Source organism: Polynucleobacter sp. AM-26B4 (assembly GCF_018882285.1).
Lineage (GTDB): Bacteria > Pseudomonadota > Gammaproteobacteria > Burkholderiales > Burkholderiaceae > Polynucleobacter.
Genome location: NZ_JACVOT010000001.1, coordinates 822,294 through 846,287, shown reverse-complemented (window position 1 = coordinate 846,287; position 23,994 = coordinate 822,294). Strand labels below are relative to the sequence as shown.

Below are 23,994 nucleotides of genomic sequence, written 5' to 3'. Positions count from 1 at the left end.
AAAAACCAATAAGTGCAATGCTCTTCATCATGGACTTAAAGTAAAACATGAGCTTTGAAGTTAAACACCAAGAAAAAATAATTGTTCAAGTGGCTATTGATAGCCCATTAAATCAATTATTTGACTACGCTTGGAATGAAGACTTTGACTCTGAGCCTCAAAAAGGACAAATAATTCAAGTAAGTTTTGGCAGACAAGAATGCATCGGAGTGGTGATGCAGATTTTGGACAAAACCGAATACAACTTAGAAAAAATTAAAAAAGTACAAGCCATCGCACCGCTGCCACCAATTTCAAGTGACGTTGTGGAAATGGCAGAGTTTGCAGCTATTTACTATCAAAGACCCATTGGTGAGGTGTTGATTCCTTCGATTCCTAAAATGTGGCGACAAAAAAATAAATGGGAATTGCTTGGCAAAGAAAAAAAACGCAGTAAAGCAAGCTCAATAACAAAAAACAAAAAAGCCGCACCAGAGAATGAAATCAGTCTGAACAAAGAGCAATTGAACATAGTAGAAAAACTCTGGAAGCAGAGTAATAGTCAAAAATTCAGTTGTAATTTGTTACAAGGCGTTACGGGTAGTGGCAAAACTTTGACTTATTTAAATTGGTTAAAAAAAATATTGGCTGATGACCAGTCGCAAGTCATGATCATGGTGCCAGAAATCAATCTAACCCCTCAGCTAGAGAAATCCGTTGAACAGGCATTTCCAGGGAAAAAATTAGTGGTGATGCACAGCGGCATAACGGATAGAACTCGGGCCGACAACTGGGAAAAAGCACATTCAGGTAAAGCCCAAATTATTCTTGGCACACGAATGGCGGTAGCAACATCCTCACCAAATCTAAAAGCCATCGTGGTGGATGAAGAGCACGATTTGTCTTATAAGCAGCAAGAAGGCGTGAGGTATTCAGCCAGAGACCTTGCGGTTTGGCGAGCAAAAAAACTTAATATCCCAGTTGTGTTGGCATCCGCAACTCCTAGCCTAGAAACATGGTTTCATGCACAAGAAGGAAGATATGAAACTCTTACCCTCAAAGAGCGTGCAGCAAAAAATGCAAAGCCACCACTGATACAAATATTAGATTTAAAGCAAGAGCAAAAAGCTGGCAAAAAGAATGAGCATGGAATCAGCGAGCACCTTCTCAATGAATTGCAAAATAATATTGAGCAAGGGCGCCAAAGCATCATTTACATCAATCGCAGAGGATATTCCCCAGTACTGAACTGTCAAGCTTGTGGATGGTTATCGGATTGCGTGAAATGTTCTGCACACATGGTGTTGCACAAAATAACAGAACACAAAAAGAACTTGTGCTGTCATCACTGCGGAATAATGAAGCTTGTACCAAAGGCATGCCCTGATTGTGGAAATACAGATTTGAGCCCATTGGGTAAAGGAACTCAAAAAATCGAAGAGTTTTTATCAGAAAGATTCCCCAAGGCAAAAATATTGCGCATCGATGCTGATACAACAAGAGCAAAAGGAAGCGCAGAAAGTTTGTTCAGTGAAATACACGATGGTGATGCCGACATCATCGTCGGAACTCAAATGATCGCAAAGGGGCATGACTATCAATCAGTGTCACTCGTTGGCGTGATTGATGCAGACGCAAGTCTTTTCTCCCAAGATTTCAGGGCTTCTGAGAGATTGTTTGCTCAACTCATGCAAGTGTCTGGAAGAGCTGGTCGCAGCGAAGGGGCTGGAGAATCAAAAGTAGTTATTCAAACCAATTATCCAGAAGCGCCGCCTTATAAGTACTTACGAAATGCTGATGTTGATGGTTTTTTAGAAGAAATAAAAAATGAAAGACAGTTGGTTGGTTTGCCACCATTTTCATATCAAGCATTGGTACATGGGGAACATAAAACATTAGTGCAAGCAATTGATATGCTGAAGGATGCTGCACAGTTGGCAAGGTCAGACAAAATTTGGCCAGCCAATGTCATGCTAAGTGATGTGATTCCTCGCGCCATGATGAGAATTGCAGGAAAAGAGCGGGCTCAAATGTTGGTTGAATCCGAGAGTCGGCAAGACCTGCAAAAGAGCATAGAGATTTTGCAGCACTATTTGACAGAGGCCCACACCAAAAGAAAAGGGGTCGGCTGGTATATCGAGCGCGACCCCATCAACATCTAAAGAAAATCTAATTTATGCGTATTCAGAAATTGGTACGCAAGTACAAAATAGATTTCTATCGCCATACACGTTATCCGCTCTACCAACTGGAGGCCAGTACTTATTTTTACGTAAGCGACTCACTGGATATGCTGCTTCCTCCCTCGTATAAGGTCTATCCCACTCATTAGCCAAAATGACTTCAGCTGTGTGAGGGGCATTTTTAAGAGGATTATTCTCTTTATCAAATGAGCCATTTGTTACTTTGCGGATCTCTTCTGCAATGGCAACCATGGCTTCAATGAAGCGATCGAGTTCAAACTTTGATTCACTTTCGGTTGGCTCAATCATCAGTGTTCCCGGAACAGGGAAGCTCATTGTTGGCGCATGAAAACCAAAGTCCATCAAGCGTTTGGCAACATCCTCGTTGCTAATGCCAGACTCTTTTTGTTGAGGACGCAAATCCAAAATGCACTCATGAGCCACCAAGCCTTTATTGCCTTTGTACAAAACTGGATAGAAATTTTCTAGTTTTTTAGCAACATAGTTAGCAGAAACAATCGCTGTTTCGGTCGCTTTGGTAAGACCGGCAGCACCCATCATCGCAACGTACATCCATGAAATAGGCAAAATAGATGCAGAACCAAATGGAGCAGCACTGATTCTCATCCAATTCAAATCGTTCCACTTTGAAGCCGTACCAGCCGTATAAGAGCAAGGTAAAAACTTGGCAAGGTGTGAGCGCACTGCTACAGGGCCTACACCTGGGCCGCCGCCGCCATGAGGTATGCAGAAAGTTTTATGCAAATTAAGATGGCTAACGTCACCACCGAAGTGACCAGGCGCTGCTGTGCCAACCAAGGCATTCATGTTGGCGCCGTCGATATAAACCTGACCGCCATGCTGGTGAATGATTTCACATAATTCTTGAACGCCCGCCTCAAATACACCATGTGTACTTGGGTAAGTGATCATGATGGCAGCAAGGTTCTTTGAATGCTCTTCAGCTTTGTTTTTCAAGTCAACTAAATCAACGTTGCCATTGGTATCGCAGCTAACAACAATCACTTCCATGCCAGCCATTTGAGCTGAAGCAGGATTTGTGCCATGTGCAGATGAAGGAATTAAGCAGATATTGCGATGCCCTTCCCCGCGTGACTCATGATAGGCACGAATCACAAGAAGTCCCGCATACTCACCCTGTGAGCCGGCGTTTGGTTGCAAAGACACTGCATCGTAGCCAGTAGCAGCACACATCATGCGCTCAGTATCTTCAATTAACTTAGCGTATCCCGCCCACTGAGTTTCTGGTGCAAGAGGGTGAATTTGTGAAAAGCTAGGCCATGTCACAGGCAGCATTTCACTGGTGGCATTTAATTTCATGGTGCATGAACCAAGCGGAATCATGGTTCTATCAAGCGCCAAGTCTTTGTCAGCCAAACTTCTCAAATAACGAAGCATTTCATGCTCAGAGTGATAGCGATTAAATGTTGGATGAGTCAAATACTCGCTGTTACGGATTAATGAGCTTGGAACTGCACTTGAAACTGATTGATCAATAGCATCAATATTTATTTCGCCTTCGCCACCAAAAATCGTCCACAACATCTGCAGCTCTTTTCTGCCAGTTGTTTCGTCAATTGATACACCAACATGCTCTGAATCAATGGCTCTTAAATTACAAGAAAGTTTTTGAGCTGCCTCATGAATTTTCTTTGCGTTAGCAGTTTTAATCGTCAGAGTGTCAAACCAATGTGTATTGACAACTTCAAGTCCAAGTTGTTTGAGAGCTAACGCCAAGATGCTTGTTTGGCGATGAACGCGCAATGCGATTTTTTTAAGCCCTTCTGGCCCGTGATAAACAGCGTACATACTTGCCATCACTGCAAGCAACACTTGAGCTGTACAAATATTCGATGTGGCTTTTTCACGTCGGATGTGCTGTTCTCTGGTCTGAAGAGCAAGGCGGTAAGCAGAGTTACCTTGAGCATCGATTGTTACACCCACCAAGCGACCAGGCATGCTTCTCTTAAAAGCATCTTTTGTAGCAAGATATCCAGCAGAAGGACCGCCAAAACCCATCGGTACACCAAAGCGTTGTGCACTACCGATGGCAACGTCAGCGCCCCACTCTCCTGGCGGAGTAAGCAGTGTCAAGGCCAACAAATCAGCCGCAGCAATTAATAAGCCACCTTTGCTATGGACAGCCTCTGCAATGGCGAGGTATTTTTCTTTTTCTAAAAGCGTACCATCAACACCTGGGTATTGCAGCAAAACAGCGAAGGCATCAGTTTTTAGTGCATCTTCATGAGAGCCAATCACAAGTTCAATGTTTAATGGCTTTGCCCTTGTCTTAATGACCGCCAGGGTTTGTGGCAAAACATCATTGCTCACAAAGAAAGTCATCGACTTTGATTGACAGGTTCTGAGCGCCAAGGTCATGGCTTCTGCAGCAGCAGTACCTTCATCCAACATAGAAGCATTGGCAATATCCATACCTGTTAAATCAATCAACATTTGTTGGAAGTTAATGATTGCTTCTAGACGACCTTGAGAAATTTCTGGTTGATAAGGCGTGTAAGCCGTATACCACGCCGGGTTTTCAAGAATATTTCTTTGAATAACGCCCGGGGTGATGTTGTTGTAATAGCCCTGACCAATGAATGACTTGAAAACTTTATTTTGATTGGCAATGCTGGCCAATAATTCAAGCGCTTCGTTTTCACCTTTGGCATTTGTGTAGTCGCCCAAAGGTAGGGCAGACTTACTTCTGATGTTGCTTGGAATAACTGCATTGATCAGTTCATCGCGCTGATTAAATCCTAAGAATTTCAACATCGAGGATTCATCGCTGGCCGATGGGCCAATATGACGGCTTAAAAAAGCGTCATGATTTTCGAGTGTGGTCAGGGAGCTTTTCATTCTTTATGCACCAATGTTTTTTCCGTATGCTTCTGCTGAAAGAAGGCCATCAACTTTGCTGATGTCTGCCGGTTTAATCTTGAATAACCATGAGCCATAAGCATCTGAGTTAACTGTTTCAGGTGCAGACGTTGCTGCATCATTGATGGCAATCACTTCGCCGGACAAAGGCGCGTAGATATCACTGGCAGCCTTCACAGACTCAACCACAGCACAAGCATCGCCTGCATTTAAAGACTTGCCGACATTTGGCAATTCAAGGAAAACAATATCGCCCAATGCTTCTTGAGCATGGTCAGTAATTCCAACGGTGATTGAGCCGTCAGCTTCTTTACGAACCCATTCATGAGATTCTGTGTAACGTAGGTCTTGAGGAATGTTCATAGTAGTTTCTCCAAAATTAAACCAAGGCTTTGCCATGGCGAACAAAAGGGGGTTTAACAACAACTGCATTTAATTCTTTGTCACGAATAACAACTTTTACTGTCTCGCCAATTTCAGTTGCTAAAGGAAGTTTGGCAAGCGCAATAGATTTTTGAAGTGATGGGCTGAATGTACCGCTGGTTATTTCGCCCTCACCTTTGCTTGATTTAACAATTTGATGGGCGCGCAACACACCTTTGTCTTGAAGTATCAAACCAAGAAAAATAAATTTTTGAGGTTTTCTTTCTAAAGCAGATTTACCAATGAAATTACGGTCACCTGAACGATCAATGGTCCAAGAAAGACCAACATCCAGAGGATTTGTTTGATCATTCATGTCCTGGCCATATAAGTTCATGCCAGCTTCTAAGCGAAGAGTGTCTCGTGCTCCTAGGCCTGCAGGTTGTGCTCCCTGAGCAATCAAAAGATTCCACACGGTCACTGTGTGATTCAGTGGCACCAATAACTCAGCACCATCTTCACCCGTGTAACCTGTTCTTGCGATCATGATTTCTCCAAAAGGAGTTTCTTCACATGAAGCATGAAAGTTTTTCAATTCAGATGCCGCATTAGCAAGTGATGGAATAGCCTTTTTAATGAGTTCAAGCGCTTTAGGACCCTGAACCGCAATCATGCCCTGTGGATTTTGATTGGCGGTCAGATCTGATCTTCTGGGAATAAGCCTCACATCTTGAAAGCCAGTTGCTTGCTTATTCAACCATTCAAGATCTGTGTGAGCTGTTGCGGCATTGATCACCAAGCGATAGTTAGGGTCTAGGCGATAAACAATCAAATCATCAATAACGCCAGCCTCATCATTCAACAAGCAGCCATAAAGAGCTTGTCCATTGTTTTTTAGTTTGTTGACATTATTAGCAACAACTTTTTCTAAAAAAGCTTTTGCATCTTTACCAATAACATCGACTGCTGCCATGTGAGAAACGTCAAACACGCCACAATTTGTTCGGGTGGCAACGTGTTCTTCAATTTGAGAGCCATAGTTGACGGGCATTTCCCATCCGCCGAAATCAACAAGCTTTGCTCCAGCCAAGTGATGAGCGTCAAAAAGGATTGTGCGTTTTAGATTTGTAGGGACAGCCGACATCCAAACTCCTTAAAGGAATTGATGCCCCCCTGTCCTGTTACCTGAGAGATTGAAGAGTTCAAACCATTTGTACTCTTTTAGCCCCTTCGGTGGGCAACTGAATGCCGCTCTCCAGAGTGTAAATATCGACGGTCCATTTGCCTGAGCGTTCATGGGCATTGCGCCTTCGGCGTTGGTAAATCCAAACTCTCCCATCGATGCGACATTGTACCCAAGCTACCGGAAACCAACAAAAATATCCTACGCACAAATTTGGTGCATAAGTGGGTATTTTTGTGCACCAGAACCTTCATAATTCGAACCTTATTAAAGGTCATCTAGGGGTGATAAATGGAAAACTTTAAGTCAGGGGTTGACGCCCTTTTCATCATGACTGGCGCCATCATGGTGCTAGCAATGCACGCAGGCTTTGCTTTTTTAGAGCTAGGAACTGTTCGTAAAAAGAACCAAGTCAATGCGCTTGTCAAAATCTTGATTGATTTTGCTGTTTCAACTATTGCTTATTTCTTTATTGGTTACAGCATTGCCTACGGCCTGAACTTCTTCTCTAGCGCAGAGGTTTTGGCACAAAAAAGTGGTTTTGAGCTGGTTAAATTCTTCTTTTTATTGACGTTTGCTGCTGCAATCCCAGCGATTATTTCTGGCGGTATTGCAGAGCGTGCAAAATTCAATCCTCAACTAATTGCCACATTCATTTTGGTGGGTTTTGTTTATCCATTGTTTGAAGGAATGGTCTGGAATCAGCAGTTTGGTTTCCAAGCATGGCTTAAAGAATTAACCGGCGAAGAGTTCCATGATTTCGCGGGCTCTGTGGTTGTTCATGCGGTGGGCGGTTGGATTGCCTTGCCAGCAATTATTTTGTTGGGCGCACGTCATGGCCGCTATACAAAGGATGGCAGGATTTCTGCCCATCCACCTTCAAGTATTCCATTTTTGGCCCTTGGTGCGTGGGTGCTAGCAGTAGGTTGGTTTGGTTTCAATGTGATGAGCGCTCAGACTGTTGATAAGCTCAGCGGCTTGGTTGCCATGAACTCATTGATGGCCATGGTTGGAGGAACATTGGTGGCTTGGGCTGCTGGTAAAAATGACCCTGGCTTTAGCTATAACGGACCTTTGGCCGGGCTTGTTGCGGTGTGTGCGGGATCAGATTTAATGCATCCAATGGGCGCCTTGATTGTGGGCGGAATGGCAGGCGGCTTATTTGTGGTGATGTTCACCATGGTGCAAAACCGCTGGAAAATTGATGATGTGTTGGGCGTTTGGCCTTTGCATGGATTATGCGGTGCTCTCGGCGGTATTGCAGCCGGTGTATTTGGACAAAAGGCTTTGGGTGGATTAGGCGGCGTGAGCTTTACTGCTCAATTGATTGGTACGGTAGCCGGAGTCGCATTTGCTGCAATTTCAGGATTGATTGTCTATGGAATACTGAAAGCAGTTTTAGGCTTGCGCATGTCTCAAGAAGATGAGTTTGATGGTGCTGACTTGGCCATTCACAAAATTACTTCAAGCCCTGATCGCGAATCTAGTTGGTAATTTTAGTTTGTTGCGATAATCGGAACTATGACTTTAAAAGTACTCATAGTTCCGGTAACGCCCTTTGAGCAAAACTGCTCGATATTGATTTGTGAAAAAACTAATCAGGCTGCTATTGTTGATCCAGGCGGCGATATCCCAAAAATATTGGATGCACTAAAACAAGCGGGCGCAACCCCAGAAAAAATTTTATTAACGCACGGCCACATTGATCACTGTGCTGCGGCAGCATCATTAGCAAATGATTTGGGCATTCAAATTGAAGGACCTCACGAAGATGAGCGCTTTTGGATTGATCAGCTTCCTGAGCAAAGTAAGCGATTTGGATTCCCAATGGCGCAGGCCTTTGAGCCAAATCGGTGGCTGAAAGACGACGATATTGTTACTGTCGGACATGTTGAATTATTGGTGAAGCATTGCCCTGGCCATACCCCAGGACACGTTATTTTTTATGCCAAAGATGATCGCTTGGCGATTGTTGGAGATGTTTTGTTTGCGGGCTCTATTGGGCGCACAGATTTCCCGAGAGGAAATCACGCTGACTTAGTAAGAGCTATCAAAGAAAAGCTTTTCCCTTTGGGCGATGACATTACATTTATACCTGGTCACGGCCCAGTCTCCACCTTTGGTGAGGAAAGAAAAAACAACCCTTATGTAGGTGAAATGGCTAATTAAGCCTTGGCAGAACCAGTGCGGTGGGTTCTGTTGTACAAGCAGCTCGCACATATCCAGCGTTGCTTGCGATTGCTTGTAGGAATCCATGTGCCACCCTCTAGAGGCTTTTCTCTACTGCAGGAAGAGCAAAACTTCATGACTCTTGTATTGCTTTCCAGTGTGCTTGGCGGGGTTGACATATAAACTTCTCTTAAAGATTCAAGTTGCTATTTTAACGGCTTTTTGAAAAACGCCCTTTAAAGGGCGTTTTTGTCGGACTTTTAACTTAAAACAACTTTGATTGAGTCTGCTGTTTTATTCCCGTCAAAATCTAACCAACATTTCTTTTCTGTGTCGTAAAGTTTGCACTGTTTGGCAGTATCAAAATACCAAGCCCAAGAAAACTTTTGAATGATGATTCTCTCAGGAAGCATATTTTCTAGCTTTGCTTGAGCCTCTTTAAGTTTGTATAGAGGCACGCTCATGTCAACGTGGTGAGCTGTGTGTTCCATGATGTGATGCATCCACGCACCCCATTTAAATGGGAACACCAAATGCACAGTTGTAGAAACAAAAGGCTGTGCTCTTAGCCACTCAGATTTATCTGAGTACCAAGAGACACTTGGATGAGTGTGATGAACATACACAACAAATCCAATCATGGCATTCCAGAAAATGAATGGAATCAAAAAGCCCATGATCACTGTGAGCACGATTGATTGATTGGTTTGAATTGCTGCAATCACCAAAGCACTAACCCAAATAATTGCAAATGCAGAAACTAAAACGTTGTCCCATAAGAACGCTGGGCGGGTTGCAGGCATTGCCTTCTTGCTTGGGAAGAACATCTTCTTCCACCAGATTTCTAGGAAGTAATACAAGGCTGGACCCCAACCACTTCTGTAGTGGCGCTCCAATGCTTTTTCAGCAGGACTTAGCTTGTTATATTCTTCAAGAGATAAAGGCGCCCAAACAAAATCAAAACCTTTTAAATTTGTTTGTCCATGGTGAACCACGTTATGGCCAACTTCCCACAGGCTGTATGGCGTCAGTGATGGAAGAAATGCAAGGCGCCCCAAAACTTTATTAAGTCCGCGGTGCGGCGTAAAGCTCTGATGACATGCATCGTGACCCAAAATAAAAATACGACCAATCATGAAGCCAGAAAAAACTGCCAGCAAAAGTTTTACTAAAACTGATTCAAAATAAACGGTACCGACGATACCCGCAGTCAAAATCACTGAGTCAATGATTTGCAAGACAATTGCACGCACGACAGCTCGCTCAGTCAATGGCGTGAGCCAAGAACGGATGACTTTTCTGTGGGGAATGGGTTGACCGACCGGAATTGGCTGATCAATAGTGGCTTCTACAGTATTTGCGGACATAGCGACCTTTTTAAGGGCAAAATTCAAGAATGGCTTATTTTAGATGTTTTTCTTGATTTGGGCTTGATCTAGGTCTAATTGTGTGGGATTTGGGGTCTGGTGCGACCGACAGGAATCGAACCTGTATCGAGAGCTTCGGAAACTCTAATTCTATCCATTGAACTACGGTCGCGTCTCTAAGATTGTAAGGCTGAAGCGAATTATCCTCGCTATAATGCTTGCGAGTTAGATAAAAAGGAAAAATGCAATGAGTGAAGAACACGGAAATTTGATTAAATCACCCAAGCAGTTAATTGTGATGGTTTTTGCGAGCTTTTTTGTGCCGCTGATCATCATTGCTTTTTTAATGACATATGTGGGTAGTGGAAAAAAGCCATCAACGAATGCTGATGCGGCCGCTGAATCTGCTAACCAGTTGATTAAACCAGTCGCACTTTTAGACTTTAAGGACGCATCAGGCCCAAGAGTATTCAAGACTGGTGAAGAAATTTATAAGCAAGCCTGTGCTTCTTGTCATGCAACAGGTGCTGCTGGCGCACCTAAATATGGTGACGCGGGTGGCTGGGGCGCCCGCCTTGGCCGTGGCTATGATGGTCTTTTGAATGCTGTTGTTAAAGGCAAGGGCGCTATGCCTGCAAGAGCCGGAACTAGTCCAGCAGATATTTCTGACTATGAATTAGGTAGAGCCGTGGTTTACTTGGCGGCTTCAGCAGGCGGTAAATTTGCTGAGCCTAAAGCTCCGGCTCCAGAAGCCCCAAAGCAAGCTGAGCCAAAGAAATAAAGACGTCGCAATAATTAAAAAGCCCCTTAACGGGGCTTTTTTTATATCTCTTTTTTTTCAATCAATTCACGATAGGCATCCTTTTTGCTGATGCCCGTGATTTGAGAAATGATTTCAGAAAGCTCTTTGTGCCCTATTCTGCCGTTGATTGCTGAAATCCATTGAAGTGTCTGCTCGTCAAAAGTGGTTGGTGAGTCACTGCGCGCAGATCCTTCTATGCCAAGCACATACTCGCCCTGCCAACTATCAACAGTCTTCATCCAATCTGCTAAATCTCGAACTGCAATCACTTTAATTTCTTCAAAAATCTTGCTCAACTCTTTTGCGATGAGTACTTTTCGCTCGCCACCTAATTGAGCGCAAATGGATTTGAGCGTAGATTCAATGCGGTGTGGTGCCTCATAAAAGAAAGAGCTGATGTTTGATGTTGCTGCTACTTTGAGTAGCTCGTCTCGTTGATTTGCTTTAGCGGGTAAAAAGCCCAAAAACTGAAAGCCACCATTGCCATGTTTTAAAAAATCCCCCGCCCCCGAAACTGCGGCCGTGATTGCACTTGGGCCTGGCAAAGGGCAAACTTGATAACCCCCCTTTTTAATTTCTTCGCAAAGAATTGCACCTGGATCTGATATGCCTGGCGTTCCTGCATCTGATATGTATGCCCAACGTTCACCGTTGCGAAGCTTTTCTAAAAGATAGGCGCTTGCAGAAATTTCATTGTGTTCGTGCAAGGCGTAAAGTGGTTTAGAAATGCCGTATGCGTTGAGCAGCATGGCGCTATGTCGCTTATCTTCGCAAGCAATGCCATCCACCTGATTCAATATGTGTAGAGCCCTGATAGTGATGTCTGCTAAGTTTCCAATTGGTGTTGGAACTAGGTAGAGTGTTCCAGGAGGAAAACTTTGCCCATGAGCAAATTTAAATAAATCCATACAAACTTTCTATTTGAGTAAATGTGACTCAATTGAATGATGATGCATCAAAGATTCTGGCAAGGCAATTTTGATCGGTTAAAAGGTAATATATGTTTGTAGAAATAAGTCTTGAGGGCATAATCTAGTTATGAATGAAGAGATTAAAAACAATTTAGAAAAGCGCGTCAAAAAACATTTTTCTGACAGCATTGAAACAAAGCAAAAAGCCGCTGAAACAATGTCTGAAGATATTGTGCGCGCCATAAATCTCATGCATCAAGCCTTGAGCTCTGAAAAGAAAATATTGGCCTGCGGTAATGGCGGCTCAGCAGCTGATGCTCAACATTTTGCTGCAGAGTTGGTGGGCAGATTTGAACGCGAACGTCGCGAGTTGCCAGCCATAGCTTTGAGCACAGACTCTTCGATATTGACTGCAATTGCAAATGACTATAGCTATGAAGTTATTTTCAGCAAACAAGTTAGAGCGCTCGGTCAGGCGGGCGATGTACTTTTAGGCATTTCAACTTCAGGAAATTCTGCGAACGTGATTGCGGCGATTGAGGCGGCTCATCTCAAGGGTATGTCTGTGATTGCATTCACGGGCAAAGATGGCGGCAAGATTAAAAATATTTTAAAAAATTCTGATGTTCATTTATGCGTTCCCGCTGATCGCACAGCACGCATTCAAGAAACACATTTGTTGTTATTGCATTGCCTGTGTGATGGCGTTGATCACTTGATGTTCGATTAAATTTTAGAGGGTAAAAATGACTAAACAACTTAAACGCCAAACTTTGAAATTAATTGCACTTGGTGCGAGCGCTAGCGCTCTTGCAGGCTGCTTTCCTTTGGTGGCGGGCGGCATGGCTGGTGGCGCGCTCGTGATTGTTGACAGAAGAAATCCCGGCACACAAGCAATTGATCGCGGAATTCAGTTAGAGGCAGAAAGCTTTTTAACTAAAAAATATGGTGACAATATTCACGTCAATGTGAGCGTCTTCAATCGAAGAGTTTTATTGACCGGTGAGACGCGAACTGATGCTATCAAAAGCAGCGTTGAAGCAGACATTAAGAACATGAAAAATGTGACGACTGTTTTTAATGAAATGGTTCCTGCCCCTATCAGCGGTTTAAGTGCCAGAGCAAATGACAGTTATTTGACAACGCGCATCAAGGGCGTCTTTGTTGCTACTGAAGGCGTGCCTTCAAACTCAATGAAGGTGATTACTGAAGCGAGCAAAGTTTATCTGATGGGCATTGTGACCGATGCAGAGGCAAATCGCGCAGTTGAAATAGCGAGAAGCGTGCCCGGCGTGAAGCAAGTCACTAAGGTATTTGATTTGATCTCTGAAGCCGATAAAAAGAGGTTGGATGGTGCCAAATAGTCAGGGACGCCCTGCCAGACGATAAAAAGCCCACTTTTGTGGGCTTTTTTCATAAGGATGACCATGTTCTAGCGAAATTACATGCTAGATTCGAGTCTCTATCGGAGGTTAAATCTGGGCCAGAGTAAAAATCAAAAATATTTAAACAATTGATTCGAAATGGTTGCGCCAGGCCGAATCCACACTCATGAAAAATAACCAAATAAACCATTGTTTATAAACAAGAAAAATAAAAACTACAAAAATCATTAAATTATTTCCGCGGAATTTATTAAATATTTCTGCCAAAGGTGTTGACATGCCAAAAAGGGTATGGCATAGTCTCGTTTCTCTGCTGTTTGTGATTCGAAATTAACGAAAAACACACAGCCTTCTTTAAAAAGTAGTCAACCGATAAATGTGGGTACTGGGAAAAGACATCCAGTCCTTCGGGACAGATATAAAGCAGTACTCACAAAACAGTAAATTTGGTTCCGGTCGAAAGATTGGAGTCGATTCTGAATGAGTGAGCGACGATGCAGTAATGCATCACAGGAATTAAACTGAAGAGTTTGATCCTGGCTCAGATTGAACGCTGGCGGCATGCCTTACACATGCAAGTCGAACGGCAGCACGGGTGCTTGCACCTGGTGGCGAGTGGCGAACGGGTGAGTAATATATCGGAACGTACCTTATTGTGGGGGATAACGCAGCGAAAGCTGTGCTAATACCGCATAATCCCTTAGGGGGAAAGCGGGGGACCGTAAGGCCTCGCGCAATTAGAGCGGCCGATACCTGATTAGCTAGTTGGTGAGGTAAAGGCTCACCAAGGCAACGATCAGTAGCTGGTCTGAGAGGACGATCAGCCACACTGGGACTGAGACACGGCCCAGACTCCTACGGGAGGCAGCAGTGGGGAATTTTGGACAATGGGGGCAACCCTGATCCAGCAATGCCGCGTGAGTGAAGAAGGCCTTCGGGTTGTAAAGCTCTTTTGTCAGGGAAGAAACAGCAGCTCTAACACAGTCTGCGAATGACGGTACCTGAAGAATAAGCACCGGCTAACTACGTGCCAGCAGCCGCGGTAATACGTAGGGTGCAAGCGTTAATCGGAATTACTGGGCGTAAAGCGTGCGCAGGCGGTTATGTAAGACAGGCGTGAAATCCCCGGGCTTAACCTGGGAATTGCGCTTGTGACTGCATAGCTAGAGTATGTCAGAGGGGGGTAGAATTCCACGTGTAGCAGTGAAATGCGTAGAGATGTGGAGGAATACCAATGGCGAAGGCAGCCCCCTGGGATAATACTGACGCTCATGCACGAAAGCGTGGGGAGCAAACAGGATTAGATACCCTGGTAGTCCACGCCCTAAACGATGCTGACTAGTTGTTCGGGAATTTATTCCTGAGTAACGTAGCTAACGCGTGAAGTCAGCCGCCTGGGGAGTACGGTCGCAAGATTAAAACTCAAAGGAATTGACGGGGACCCGCACAAGCGGTGGATGATGTGGATTAATTCGATGCAACGCGAAAAACCTTACCTACCCTTGACATGCCACTAACGAAGTAGAGATACATTAGGTGCCCGTAAGGGAAAGTGGACACAGGTGCTGCATGGCTGTCGTCAGCTCGTGTCGTGAGATGTTGGGTTAAGTCCCGCAACGAGCGCAACCCTTGTCTTTAGTTGCTACGCAAGAGCACTCTAAAGAGACTGCCGGTGACAAACCGGAGGAAGGTGGGGATGACGTCAAGTCCTCATGGCCCTTATGGGTAGGGCTTCACACGTCATACAATGGTGCATACAGAGGGTTGCCAACCCGCGAGGGGGAGCTAATCTCAGAAAATGCATCGTAGTCCGGATCGTAGTCTGCAACTCGACTACGTGAAGCTGGAATCGCTAGTAATCGCGGATCAGAATGTCGCGGTGAATACGTTCCCGGGTCTTGTACACACCGCCCGTCACACCATGGGAGTGGGTTTTGCCAGAAGCCGTTAGCCTAACCGCAAGGAGGGCGACGACCACGGCAGGGTTCATGACTGGGGTGAAGTCGTAACAAGGTAGCCGTATCGGAAGGTGCGGCTGGATCACCTCCTTTCTAGAGAAAAGATGTTAATTCTTTAGTGCCCACACTTATCGGTTGATAAAGAGAGAAATGCCGCGGGTCTGTAGCTCAGGTGGTTAGAGCACCGTCTTGATAAGGCGGGGGTCGAAGGTTCAAGTCCTTCCAGACCCACCACAGATCAGCAGCAAGCCTAGCAATAAGTATTAGCTGGGGGATTAGCTCAGCTGGGAGAGCACCTGCTTTGCAAGCAGGGGGTCGTCGGTTCGATCCCGTCATCCTCCACCATTTACTTCTAACGGCAAAGATAAGCGCATCAAGGTGCTTTTATCTTTGCCTTTAATCGGCTGTTCTTTAAAAATTTGAGTAAGCAATGCGTATATTGAATTTATTGAGAGTTCAATATACATGGGTAGTTGATTGAATCAACAACAAATAGTTCTTCAAGTAATTAGATTTACTTGGATTACGGCACAAACATATCGCAACAAGTAGTTAGTAATATAGAGAAGAACTTATAACTTGTACCAATGGTGCTCGTTATAGGATCAAGCGAATAAGTGCATGTGGTGGATGCCTTGGCGATTACAGGCGACGAAAGACGTTATAGACTGCGATAAGCTACGGGGAGTTGTCAAATAAGCTTTGATCCGTAGATTTCTGAATGGGGAAACCCACCTCTTTTGAGGTATCCGTAACTGAATACATAGGTTACGAGAAGCGAACCTGGTGAACTGAAACATCTAAGTAGCCAGAGGAAAAGACATCAACCGAGATTCCCAAAGTAGTGGCGAGCGAAATGGGAAGAGCCTTCTAGTATTAATTAGTCTGTTATCAGAACGGAATGGAAAGTCCGGCAATAAAGGGTGATAGCCCCGTATGGGAAAACCGATTAATCGAACTAAGCTAGAGACAAGTAGGGCGGGACACGTGAAATCCTGTCTGAATATGGGGGGACCATCCTCCAAGGCTAAATACTCGTAATCGACCGATAGTGAACAAGTACCGTGAGGGAAAGGCGAAAAGAACCCCGGGAGGGGAGTGAAATAGATCCTGAAACTGCATGCATACAAACAGTAGGAGCCTCGCAAGGGGTGACTGCGTACCTTTTGTATAATGGGTCAGCGACTTACATTCAGTAGCAAGCTTAACCGTATAGGGGAGGCGTAGCGAAAGCGAGTCCGAATAGGGCGCTAGTTGCTGGGTGTAGACCCGAAACCAGTTGATCTATCCATGGCCAGGTTGAAGGTGCGGTAACACGTACTGGAGGACCGAACCCACTAACGTTGAAAAGTTAGGGGATGAGCTGTGGATAGGGGTGAAAGGCTAAACAAAACTGGAAATAGCTGGTTCTCTCCGAAAACTATTTAGGTAGTGCCTCGTGTATCACCTTCGGGGGTAGAGCACTGTCATGGTAGTGGGGTCCATTGCGGATTACTGCGCCATAGCAAACTCCGAATACCGAAGAGTGCGAGCACGGGAGACAGACGACGGGTGCTAACGTCCGCCGTCAAGAGGGAAACAACCCAGACCACCAGCTAAGGTCCCTAAAACGGGCTAAGTGGGAAACGAAGTGGGAAGGCTAAAACAGTCAGGAGGTTGGCTTAGAAGCAGCCATCCTTTAAAGAAAGCGTAATAGCTCACTGATCGAGTCGTCCTGCGCGGAAGATGTAACGGGGCTAAGCCAGTTACCGAAGCTGTGGATCACGTAAGTGATGGTAGGAGAGCGTTCTGTAAGCCTGTGAAGGTGTGGTGTGAACCATGCTGGAGGTATCAGAAGTGCGAATGCTGACATGAGTAGCGATAAAGGGGGTGAAAAGCCCCCTCGCCGTAAGCCCAAGGTTTCCTGTTCAACGTTCATCGGAACAGGGTGAGTCGGCCCCTAAGGCGAGGCAGAGATGCGTAGCTGATGGGAAACAGGTTAATATTCCTGTACCATTGTTAAATGCGATGGGGGGACGGATCGCGGAAGGTTGTCCGGGTGTTGGATGTCCCGGTCCTTGCATTGGAGAAGGCTAGTAGGCAAATCCGCTAGCGTAATTCAAGGGTGTGAGGCGAGCGAATTTATTCGCGAAGCAATCGGAAGTGGTTCCAAGAAAAGCCTCTAAGCTTCAGTTTAACAAGACCGTACCGCAAACCGACACAGGTGGGCGAGATGAGTATTCTAAGGCGCTTGAGAGAACTCAGGAGAAGGAACTCGGCAAATTGGTACCGTAACTTCGGGATAAGGTACGCCCAAGTAGCTTAACTATGAACAATAGAAGGGCAAAAGGGTTGCAATAAAATGGTGGCTGCGACTGTTTAATAAAAACACAGCACTCTGCAAACACGAAAGTGGACGTATAGGGTGTGACGCCTGCCCGGTGCTGGAAGATTAAATGATGGGGTGCAAGCTCTTGATTGAAGTCCCAGTAAACGGCGGCCGTAACTATAACGGTCCTAAGGTAGCGAAATTCCTTGTCGGGTAAGTTCCGACCTGCACGAATGGCGTAACGATGGCCACACTGTCTCCTCCTGAGACTCAGCGAAGTTGAAATGTTTGTGATGATGCAATCTACCCGCGGCTAGACGGAAAGACCCCATGAACCTTTACTGTAGCTTTGCATTGGACTTTGAACCGATCTGTGTAGGATAGGTGGGAGGCGTTGATATCAGGATGCTAGTTCTGATGGAGCCGTCCTTGAAATACCACCCTGGTTTGTTTGAGGTTCTAACCTTGTCCCATTATCTGGGTCGGGGACAGTGCATGGTAGGCAGTTTGACTGGGGCGGTCTCCTCCCAAAGTGTAACGGAGGAGTACGAAGGTACGCTTGGTACGGTCGGACATCGTGCCTAAAGTGCAATGGCAAAAGCGTGCTTAACTGCGAGACCGACAAGTCGAGCAGGTGCGAAAGCAGGTCATAGTGATCCGGTGGTTCTGTATGGAAGGGCCATCGCTCAACGGATAAAAGGTACTCTGGGGATAACAGGCTGATACCGCCCAAGAGTTCATATCGACGGCGGTGTTTGGCACCTCGATGTCGGCTCATCTCATCCTGGGGCTGTAGCCGGTCCCAAGGGTATGGCTGTTCGCCATTTAAAGAGGTACGTGAGCTGGGTTTAAAACGTCGTGAGACAGTTTGGTCCCTATCTGCCGTGGGCGTTGGAAATTTGACGGGGGCTGCTCCTAGTACGAGAGGACCGGAGTGGACGTACCGCTGGTGTACCTGTTGTTTCGCCAGAAGCATCGCAGGGTAGCTATGTACGGAAGAGATAACCGCTGAAAGCATCTAAGCGGGAAACTTGCCTGAAGATGAGATTTCCCGGAGGTTTAACCTCCATAAAGGGTCGTTGAAGACCACGACGTTGATAGGTCAGGTGTGGAAGCGCAGTAATGCGTTAAGCTAACTGATACTAATTGCCCGTTAGGCTTGATCCTATAACAAGCACATTTGTGCGAATATGTAGTGCCGTTTTTGATCGGTCACTCCCAATTGCTTACTCGAATTTGGTTGTTTGTTGAAAAACAGACAACCTACCCTCTATGCCTGGCGACAATAGCGAGTTGGAACCACCCCTTCCCATCCCGAACAGGACCGTGAAACGACTCTACGCCGATGATAGTGCGGATTACCCGTGTGAAAGTAGGTAATTGCCAGGCACCTTTAAGAAACGCCCAGATCGACAAGATCTGGGCGTTTTGCTTTCTGTTTTGCTGCTCAGTTTTAAGTGCAGAAGTTTGACAAAAGTAGTTGATTTAAGTAATAATATGCGGTTCACGGGGAGGTGCCCGAGTGGCTAAAGGGGGCAGACTGTAAATCTGTTGGCTTACGCCTACGTTGGTTCGAATCCATCCCTCCCCACCAGTAGTTTTATGGTGTAGCAGTGCAGTAAGAGTTTGTAGTTGTGGGTAAGTGAAGTGCCTGGCGGGTGTCGTATAACGGCTATTACCCTAGCCTTCCAAGCTAGAGACGAGGGTTCGACTCCCTCTACCCGCTCCAGTAGGTGTGGCATTAGTTTGCTCATGTGGCTCAGTGGTAGAGCACTCCCTTGGTAAGGGAGAGGTCGGCAGTTCGATCCTGCCCATGAGCACCAGAGTTTTGTATTCATTTTATTGAGGCTGAAAAATGGCAAAAGAGAAATTTGAGCGGACAAAACCGCACGTAAACGTAGGCACAATTGGTCACGTTGACCACGGTAAAACAACATTGACTGCAGCGATCGCTACAGTGTTGTCAGCGAAGTTTGGTGGCGAAGCAAAAGCTTACGACCAGATCGATGCTGCACCAGAAGAGAAGGCACGCGGTATTACGATTAATACAGCACACGTTGAGTACGAGACAGCAAACCGTCACTACGCACACGTTGACTGCCCAGGTCACGCTGACTACGTTAAGAACATGATCACTGGTGCTGCCCAGATGGACGGCGCTATTTTGGTGGTGTCTGCTGCTGATGGTCCTATGCCACAAACACGTGAGCACATCTTGTTGGCGCGCCAGGTTGGTGTTCCATACATCATCGTGTTCATGAACAAGTGCGACATGGTTGATGATGCAGAATTGTTAGAGCTAGTAGAAATGGAAGTTCGCGAACTGTTGTCTAAGTACGACTTCCCAGGCGATGACACACCAATCGTTAAAGGTTCAGCAAAGTTGGCGCTTGAGGGCGACAAAGGTGCGTTGGGTGAAGAGGCCATCATGAAGTTGGCTGAAGCATTGGACACATACATTCCAACACCAGAGCGTGCGATTGATGGCGCGTTCTTGATGCCAGTTGAAGACGTGTTCTCTATTTCTGGTCGCGGTACAGTTGTGACTGGTCGTATTGAGCGCGGTATTGTTAAGGTTGGTGAAGAGATTGAGATCATCGGTATCAAGCCAACATTGAAGACAACATGTACAGGCGTTGAGATGTTCCGTAAGTTGTTAGACCAAGGTCAAGCTGGTGACAACGTGGGTATCTTGTTACGCGGTACAAAGCGTGAAGAAGTTGAGCGTGGTCAAGTATTGGCTAAGCCAGGTTCTATTACGCCACACACACACTTCACAGCTGAAGTGTATGTGTTGAGCAAAGACGAAGGTGGTCGTCACACACCATTCTTCAACAACTACCGTCCACAGTTCTACTTCCGTACAACGGACGTAACAGGTTCAATCGAATTGCCGAAAGACAAAGAGATGGTGATGCCTGGTGATAACGTGACAATTACAGTTAAGTTGATCGCTCCGATCGCGATGGAAGAAGGTCTCCGTTTTGCGATCCGTGAAGGTGGCCGTACTGTAGGCGCCGGTGTTGTTGCTAAAGTTTTAGATTAATGAACGTAAGGGGCGTAGCTCAATTGGCAGAGTGTCGGTCTCCAAAACCGAAGGTTGGGGGTTCGATGCCCTCCGCCCCTGCCACAGCAAACTGAAAAATATGGCGCAAACATCTGTAGAACAAGAAAATAAAACCGGCTGGATGACTATCCTGGCCGGTCTTTTTGTTATTCTTTCTTTGGTCGCATATTACATGCTTGCCGGTCAAACCATTTGGGTTCGCTTAGCGGCGTTGCTTGGTGGCTTTGCCGTGGCAATTGTTATTGCGGCAATGTCTTCAGATGGTAAGCGCTTTTTTGCTTATGCAAAAGAATCAGTAGCTGAGGCTAAAAAAGTTGTGTGGCCAAGTCGTAAAGAAACAACGCAGATGACATTGATTGTTTTTGCATTTGTTGTTGTTATGTCTTTGTTCTTGTGGGCAGCTGACAAACTCATTGAGTGGTTAGTTTTCTCTGTATTCCTCGGTTGGAAGTGAGTAAAAGATGTCTGAACAAGCAATCATCAATCCACAATCCACAGGCAATATGCGTTGGTATGTGATTCACGCTTACTCTGGTATGGAGAAGAGTGTGCAAAAAGGTTTGACAGAGCGCATCGCGCGTTCTGGCATGGCGGATAAGTTTGGAAAAATTTTAGTGCCGTCAGAGGAAGTTGTTGAGATCAAGAGCGGCCAAAAGGCTGTTTCTGAGCGTCGCTTTTTCCCTGGCTATGTACTCATCGAAATGGAAATGACAGATGAGACTTGGCACTTGGTAAAAAATACACCGAAGGTTACTGGTTTCGTTGGTGGCGTTAGAAATAAACCATCACCGATTTCTCCTGCTGAAGTTCAAAAAATCATGGACCAAATGCAGGCTGGTGTTGATAAGCCAAAACCAAAAACATTGTTTGAGGTGGGTGAAATGGTTCGCGTTAAAGAAGGTCCATTCACAGACTTTAATGGCAACGTTGAAGAAGTTAACTATGAGAAGTCTCGCTTGAGAGTTTCAGTAACAATCTTCGGTCGTGGCACACCTGTAGAACTAGAGTTCGGTCAGGTAGAAAAGATGTAAAGATTTACAGACCTGTGCAAACAGGTTTGTATGAGGAGCTGAGTTAGGGTTGCCGCTCTAACAAGGCGTTTTACTCAACGGTGGTCTTTTTAAATTAAAAGATGCACCATTATTGGAGTGTAAAAATGGCAAAGAAGATTATTGGCTTTATTAAGCTACAAATCCCAGCCGGTAAAGCGAATCCATCGCCACCTGTTGGTCCTGCGTTAGGTCAACGCGGTTTGAACATCATGGAATTCTGTAAAGCGTTCAATGCTCAGACACAAAGCATGGAACCAGGTTTACCAATCCCAGTTGTGATCACAGCGTTTGCAGACAAGAGCTTCACATTCGTGATGAAGACTCCTCCAGCAACAGTCTTGATCAAAAAAGCTGCTAAGTTGGAAAAAGGTTCTCCACGTCCACATACAGACAAGGTTGGCAAAATTACTCGCGCTCAAGCTGAGGAAATTGCAAAGGCAAAAATGCCTGACCTAACAGCCGCCGATATGGATGCAGCTGTTCGCACAATCGCTGGTAGCGCCCGCTCTATGGGTATCACTGTGGAAGGACTCTAATCATGGCTAAAGTTTCTAAACGCGTAGCTGCTTTTCAAGCAAAAGTAGACCGTAATAAGTTTTACCCTATTGATGAGGCATTGAGCCTTGTTAAAGAATTTGCAACAGCTAAGTTCGATGAGTCTATCGACGTTGCTGTTCAGCTTGGTATTGACGCTAAAAAATCTGATCAAGTGGTGCGTGGTTCAGTTGTGTTGCCTGAAGGTACTGGTAAGTCAGTACGTGTGGCGGTTTTTGCTCAAGGTGAAAAAGCTGAACAAGCTAAAGCCGCTGGTGCAGAAATTGTTGGCATGGAAGATTTGGCTGACCAAATCAAAGGCGGAAAAATTGATTTTGATATTTTGATCGCATCTCCAGATGCAATGCGTATTGTTGGTACATTGGGTCAGATCTTGGGACCAAGAGGCTTGATGCCTAACCCGAAGGTTGGCACAGTGAGCCCAGACGTTGCTGGCGCAGTTAAAAATGCTAAAGCAGGTCAAGTTCAATTCCGTGTAGACAAAGCCGGTATCGTTCACGCAACAATCGGTCGTCGTTCATTTGAACCAGGCGCATTGAAAAACAACTTAGTAGCTTTGTTGGACGCTTTAACAAAAGCAAAGCCAGCAGCTAGTAAGGGTATTTATTTGAGAAAAGTTGCCGTCAGCAGCACCATGGGTGCTGGTGTGCGCGTTGACCAAAACTCATTGGCTGCTTAATTAGCAGCTAACAAAAGAACTTTGGGTCAAGCAGGGGGCAACCTTTGCTTGAACATCAAAGACCGTTGGTGAGTTAGAGATAACTCTTAATACTAGAAATAGTGCCAGCGCAGATGGCGATCCTGAAAAGATTTCGCCTGTGTGCAACCCCTAATTGGCAACAGTTAGGTTAATAGGAGTTAAACAGTGCCTTTAAATATGGAAGACAAAAAGGCGGTCGTGGCCGAGGTAAGTGCAGAAGTTGCACAAGCTCAAACCATGGTGCTAGCTGAATACCGCGGTATTCCAGTGGGCGAACTGACTTCTCTACGAGCTCAAGCTCGTGCAAATGGTGTTTATCTTCGTGTTATGAAGAACACCTTGGCACGTCGCGCGGTTCAAGGAACGTCGTTCGAATCATTGGCCGGTGAAATGGCTGGTCCGCTTATTTACGGTATCTCCGCAGACCCAGTTGCGTCAGCAAAAGTTTTAAACGACTTTTCAAAGACGCAAGCAGCTTTAGTAATCAAAGCGGGTTCATACAACGGCAAGGTAATGGATGCAGCAGCTGTAAAAGCATTGGCATCTATTCCAGGTCGCAATGAACTTATCGCAATGTTACTTGGCGTTATGCAAGCCCCAGTTTCTGGTGCGGCTCGCGTATTGGCAGCGGTTGCAGAAAAGAAAGCTAAAGAAGCTGCGTAATAGCAGTCTCACTTTAATTAACTAAAGAAATTTGAATTAGGAGTTTTAAAAATGGCAGTTACTAAAGACGACATTCTAGAAGCCGTTGGCAATATGTCTGTAATGGACTTGAACGATCTAGTTAAAGCATTTGAAGAGAAGTTTGGTGTATCAGCAGCTGCAATGGCTGTTGCTGCTCCTGGTGCTGGTGGCGGTGCCGCTGCTGGTGCAGCTGAGCAAACAGAGTTCACAGTTGTGTTGGCTGAAGCTGGCGCAAACAAAGTGAGCGTGATTAAAGCAGTTCGCGAAATCACTGGTCTTGGCTTGAAAGAAGCTAAGGACTTGGTTGATGGCGCACCAAAACCAGTTAAAGAAGGTGTTGATAAGGCATCTGCTGAAGACGCTAAGAAGAAGCTTGAAGAAGCTGGCGCTAAGGTCGAACTTAAGTAATTGGTTTGATAGGGCAGCG

The 23,994-nt window shown here is 45.5% G+C and carries 18 protein-coding genes, 7 tRNA genes, 3 rRNA genes and 1 riboswitch; of the genes, 22 read left to right on the top strand and 6 right to left on the bottom strand.

Translation table 11 applies throughout. The features are described from left to right. Positions 1-47 precede the first annotated feature (47 nt). A complete protein-coding gene (priA, locus tag ICE88_RS04240) occupies positions 48-2,141 on the top strand; it encodes a primosomal protein N' (protein ID WP_216249743.1) in 2,094 nt (697 codons plus the stop codon). A gap of 12 nt (positions 2,142-2,153) precedes the next feature. Here the strand turns inward: priA and gcvP are convergent, their stop codons facing one another. From gcvP to gcvT, 3 genes are read right to left on the bottom strand one after another with little or no spacing between them, the layout of a single operon-like run. Continuing rightward, a complete protein-coding gene (gene gcvP, locus ICE88_RS04235; protein WP_216249740.1) occupies positions 2,154-5,042 on the bottom strand; it encodes an aminomethyl-transferring glycine dehydrogenase in 2,889 nt (962 codons plus the stop codon). Between the two features lie 3 nt (positions 5,043-5,045). Continuing rightward, entirely contained in the window at positions 5,046-5,426 is a 381-nt protein-coding gene (gcvH, locus tag ICE88_RS04230) for a glycine cleavage system protein GcvH (RefSeq protein ID WP_216249738.1), read from the bottom strand. A 16-nt stretch (positions 5,427-5,442) separates the two neighbouring features. After that, positions 5,443-6,570, bottom strand: coding sequence for a glycine cleavage system aminomethyltransferase GcvT (gene gcvT, locus ICE88_RS04225; RefSeq protein WP_216249735.1), 1,128 nt, complete (start codon positions 6,568-6,570; stop codon positions 5,443-5,445). 19 nt (positions 6,571-6,589) lie between these two features. Further along, positions 6,590-6,695: riboswitch (glycine riboswitch) on the bottom strand. 205 nt (positions 6,696-6,900) lie between these two features. Here gcvT and ICE88_RS04220 point away from each other — a divergent pair. Continuing rightward, positions 6,901-8,103, top strand: a complete 1,203-nt coding sequence (locus ICE88_RS04220) for an ammonium transporter (RefSeq protein WP_216249731.1) — start codon at positions 6,901-6,903, stop codon at positions 8,101-8,103. Positions 8,104-8,130: 27 nt separating this feature from the next. Continuing rightward, positions 8,131-8,778 carry an MBL fold metallo-hydrolase gene (locus ICE88_RS04215; protein WP_216249728.1) on the top strand — a complete coding sequence of 216 codons (648 nt, stop codon included), beginning with the start codon at positions 8,131-8,133 and terminating at the stop codon, positions 8,776-8,778. A gap of 260 nt (positions 8,779-9,038) precedes the next feature. On the opposite strand, the gene ICE88_RS04210 is transcribed toward ICE88_RS04215, so the two are convergent. Then, positions 9,039-10,145, bottom strand: coding sequence for a fatty acid desaturase (locus ICE88_RS04210; protein WP_216249726.1), 1,107 nt, complete (start codon positions 10,143-10,145; stop codon positions 9,039-9,041). A 97-nt stretch (positions 10,146-10,242) separates the two neighbouring features. Then, positions 10,243-10,317, bottom strand: a tRNA-Arg gene (locus ICE88_RS04205). A gap of 75 nt (positions 10,318-10,392) precedes the next feature. On the opposite strand from ICE88_RS04205, the gene ICE88_RS04200 reads away from it, so the two are divergent. Beyond that, a complete protein-coding gene (locus tag ICE88_RS04200) occupies positions 10,393-10,926 on the top strand; it encodes a cytochrome c5 family protein (protein ID WP_216249723.1) in 534 nt (177 codons plus the stop codon). 41 nt (positions 10,927-10,967) lie between these two features. On the opposite strand, the gene rsmI is transcribed toward ICE88_RS04200, so the two are convergent. After that, complete coding sequence (gene rsmI / locus ICE88_RS04195; protein WP_216249721.1) at positions 10,968-11,855, bottom strand: 16S rRNA (cytidine(1402)-2'-O)-methyltransferase; 888 nt, start codon at positions 11,853-11,855, stop codon at positions 10,968-10,970. Positions 11,856-11,985: 130 nt separating this feature from the next. Between rsmI and ICE88_RS04190 the strand changes: the two genes are divergently transcribed. The 18 genes from ICE88_RS04190 to rplL all read left to right on the top strand — a co-directional run bounded on the left by ICE88_RS04190 (position 11,986) and on the right by rplL (position 23,975). Next, positions 11,986-12,588 carry a phosphoheptose isomerase gene (locus ICE88_RS04190; protein ID WP_216249718.1) on the top strand — a complete coding sequence of 201 codons (603 nt, stop codon included), beginning with the start codon at positions 11,986-11,988 and terminating at the stop codon, positions 12,586-12,588. A gap of 16 nt (positions 12,589-12,604) precedes the next feature. Next, entirely contained in the window at positions 12,605-13,222 is a 618-nt protein-coding gene (locus ICE88_RS04185) for a BON domain-containing protein (RefSeq protein WP_216249715.1), read from the top strand. Between the two features lie 539 nt (positions 13,223-13,761). Then, positions 13,762-15,294, top strand: a 16S ribosomal RNA gene (locus ICE88_RS04180). Positions 15,295-15,358: 64 nt separating this feature from the next. Next, positions 15,359-15,435, top strand: a tRNA-Ile gene (locus tag ICE88_RS04175). A 35-nt stretch (positions 15,436-15,470) separates the two neighbouring features. Next, positions 15,471-15,546, top strand: a tRNA-Ala gene (locus ICE88_RS04170). Positions 15,547-15,804: 258 nt separating this feature from the next. Further along, positions 15,805-18,676 (top strand): 23S ribosomal RNA (locus ICE88_RS04165). 108 nt (positions 18,677-18,784) lie between these two features. Further along, positions 18,785-18,898, top strand: a 5S ribosomal RNA gene (rrf, locus tag ICE88_RS04160). The 16S, 23S and 5S rRNA genes sit together here with 5 tRNA genes alongside, the layout of an rRNA operon. 119 nt (positions 18,899-19,017) lie before the next feature. After that, positions 19,018-19,103: transfer RNA gene (locus ICE88_RS04155), tRNA-Tyr, on the top strand. A gap of 60 nt (positions 19,104-19,163) precedes the next feature. Next, positions 19,164-19,238, top strand: a tRNA-Gly gene (locus tag ICE88_RS04150). Between the two features lie 19 nt (positions 19,239-19,257). Beyond that, positions 19,258-19,332: transfer RNA gene (locus ICE88_RS04145), tRNA-Thr, on the top strand. A 32-nt stretch (positions 19,333-19,364) separates the two neighbouring features. Continuing rightward, on the top strand, positions 19,365-20,555 hold the full coding sequence (gene tuf, locus ICE88_RS04140) for an elongation factor Tu (RefSeq protein WP_216249702.1): 1,191 nt from the start codon (positions 19,365-19,367) through the stop codon (positions 20,553-20,555). A gap of 8 nt (positions 20,556-20,563) precedes the next feature. After that, positions 20,564-20,639 (top strand) — tRNA-Trp (locus tag ICE88_RS04135). 16 nt (positions 20,640-20,655) lie between these two features. After that, the gene (secE, locus tag ICE88_RS04130) at positions 20,656-21,030 is read left to right on the top strand and encodes a preprotein translocase subunit SecE (RefSeq protein WP_216249713.1); all 375 of its coding nucleotides are present in this window, start codon (positions 20,656-20,658) and stop codon (positions 21,028-21,030) included. 7 nt (positions 21,031-21,037) lie between these two features. Next, entirely contained in the window at positions 21,038-21,607 is a 570-nt protein-coding gene (gene nusG / locus ICE88_RS04125; RefSeq protein ID WP_089514980.1) for a transcription termination/antitermination protein NusG, read from the top strand. 125 nt (positions 21,608-21,732) lie between these two features. Then, on the top strand, positions 21,733-22,164 hold the full coding sequence (gene rplK / locus ICE88_RS04120) for a 50S ribosomal protein L11 (protein WP_089514981.1): 432 nt from the start codon (positions 21,733-21,735) through the stop codon (positions 22,162-22,164). Between the two features lie 2 nt (positions 22,165-22,166). After that, positions 22,167-22,862 carry a 50S ribosomal protein L1 gene (gene rplA / locus ICE88_RS04115; RefSeq protein ID WP_089514982.1) on the top strand — a complete coding sequence of 232 codons (696 nt, stop codon included), beginning with the start codon at positions 22,167-22,169 and terminating at the stop codon, positions 22,860-22,862. Positions 22,863-23,048: 186 nt separating this feature from the next. Next, on the top strand, positions 23,049-23,546 hold the full coding sequence (rplJ, locus tag ICE88_RS04110; protein ID WP_089514983.1) for a 50S ribosomal protein L10: 498 nt from the start codon (positions 23,049-23,051) through the stop codon (positions 23,544-23,546). 51 nt (positions 23,547-23,597) lie between these two features. Then, a complete protein-coding gene (gene rplL / locus ICE88_RS04105) occupies positions 23,598-23,975 on the top strand; it encodes a 50S ribosomal protein L7/L12 (RefSeq protein WP_216249710.1) in 378 nt (125 codons plus the stop codon). Positions 23,976-23,994: the final 19 nt, after the last annotated feature.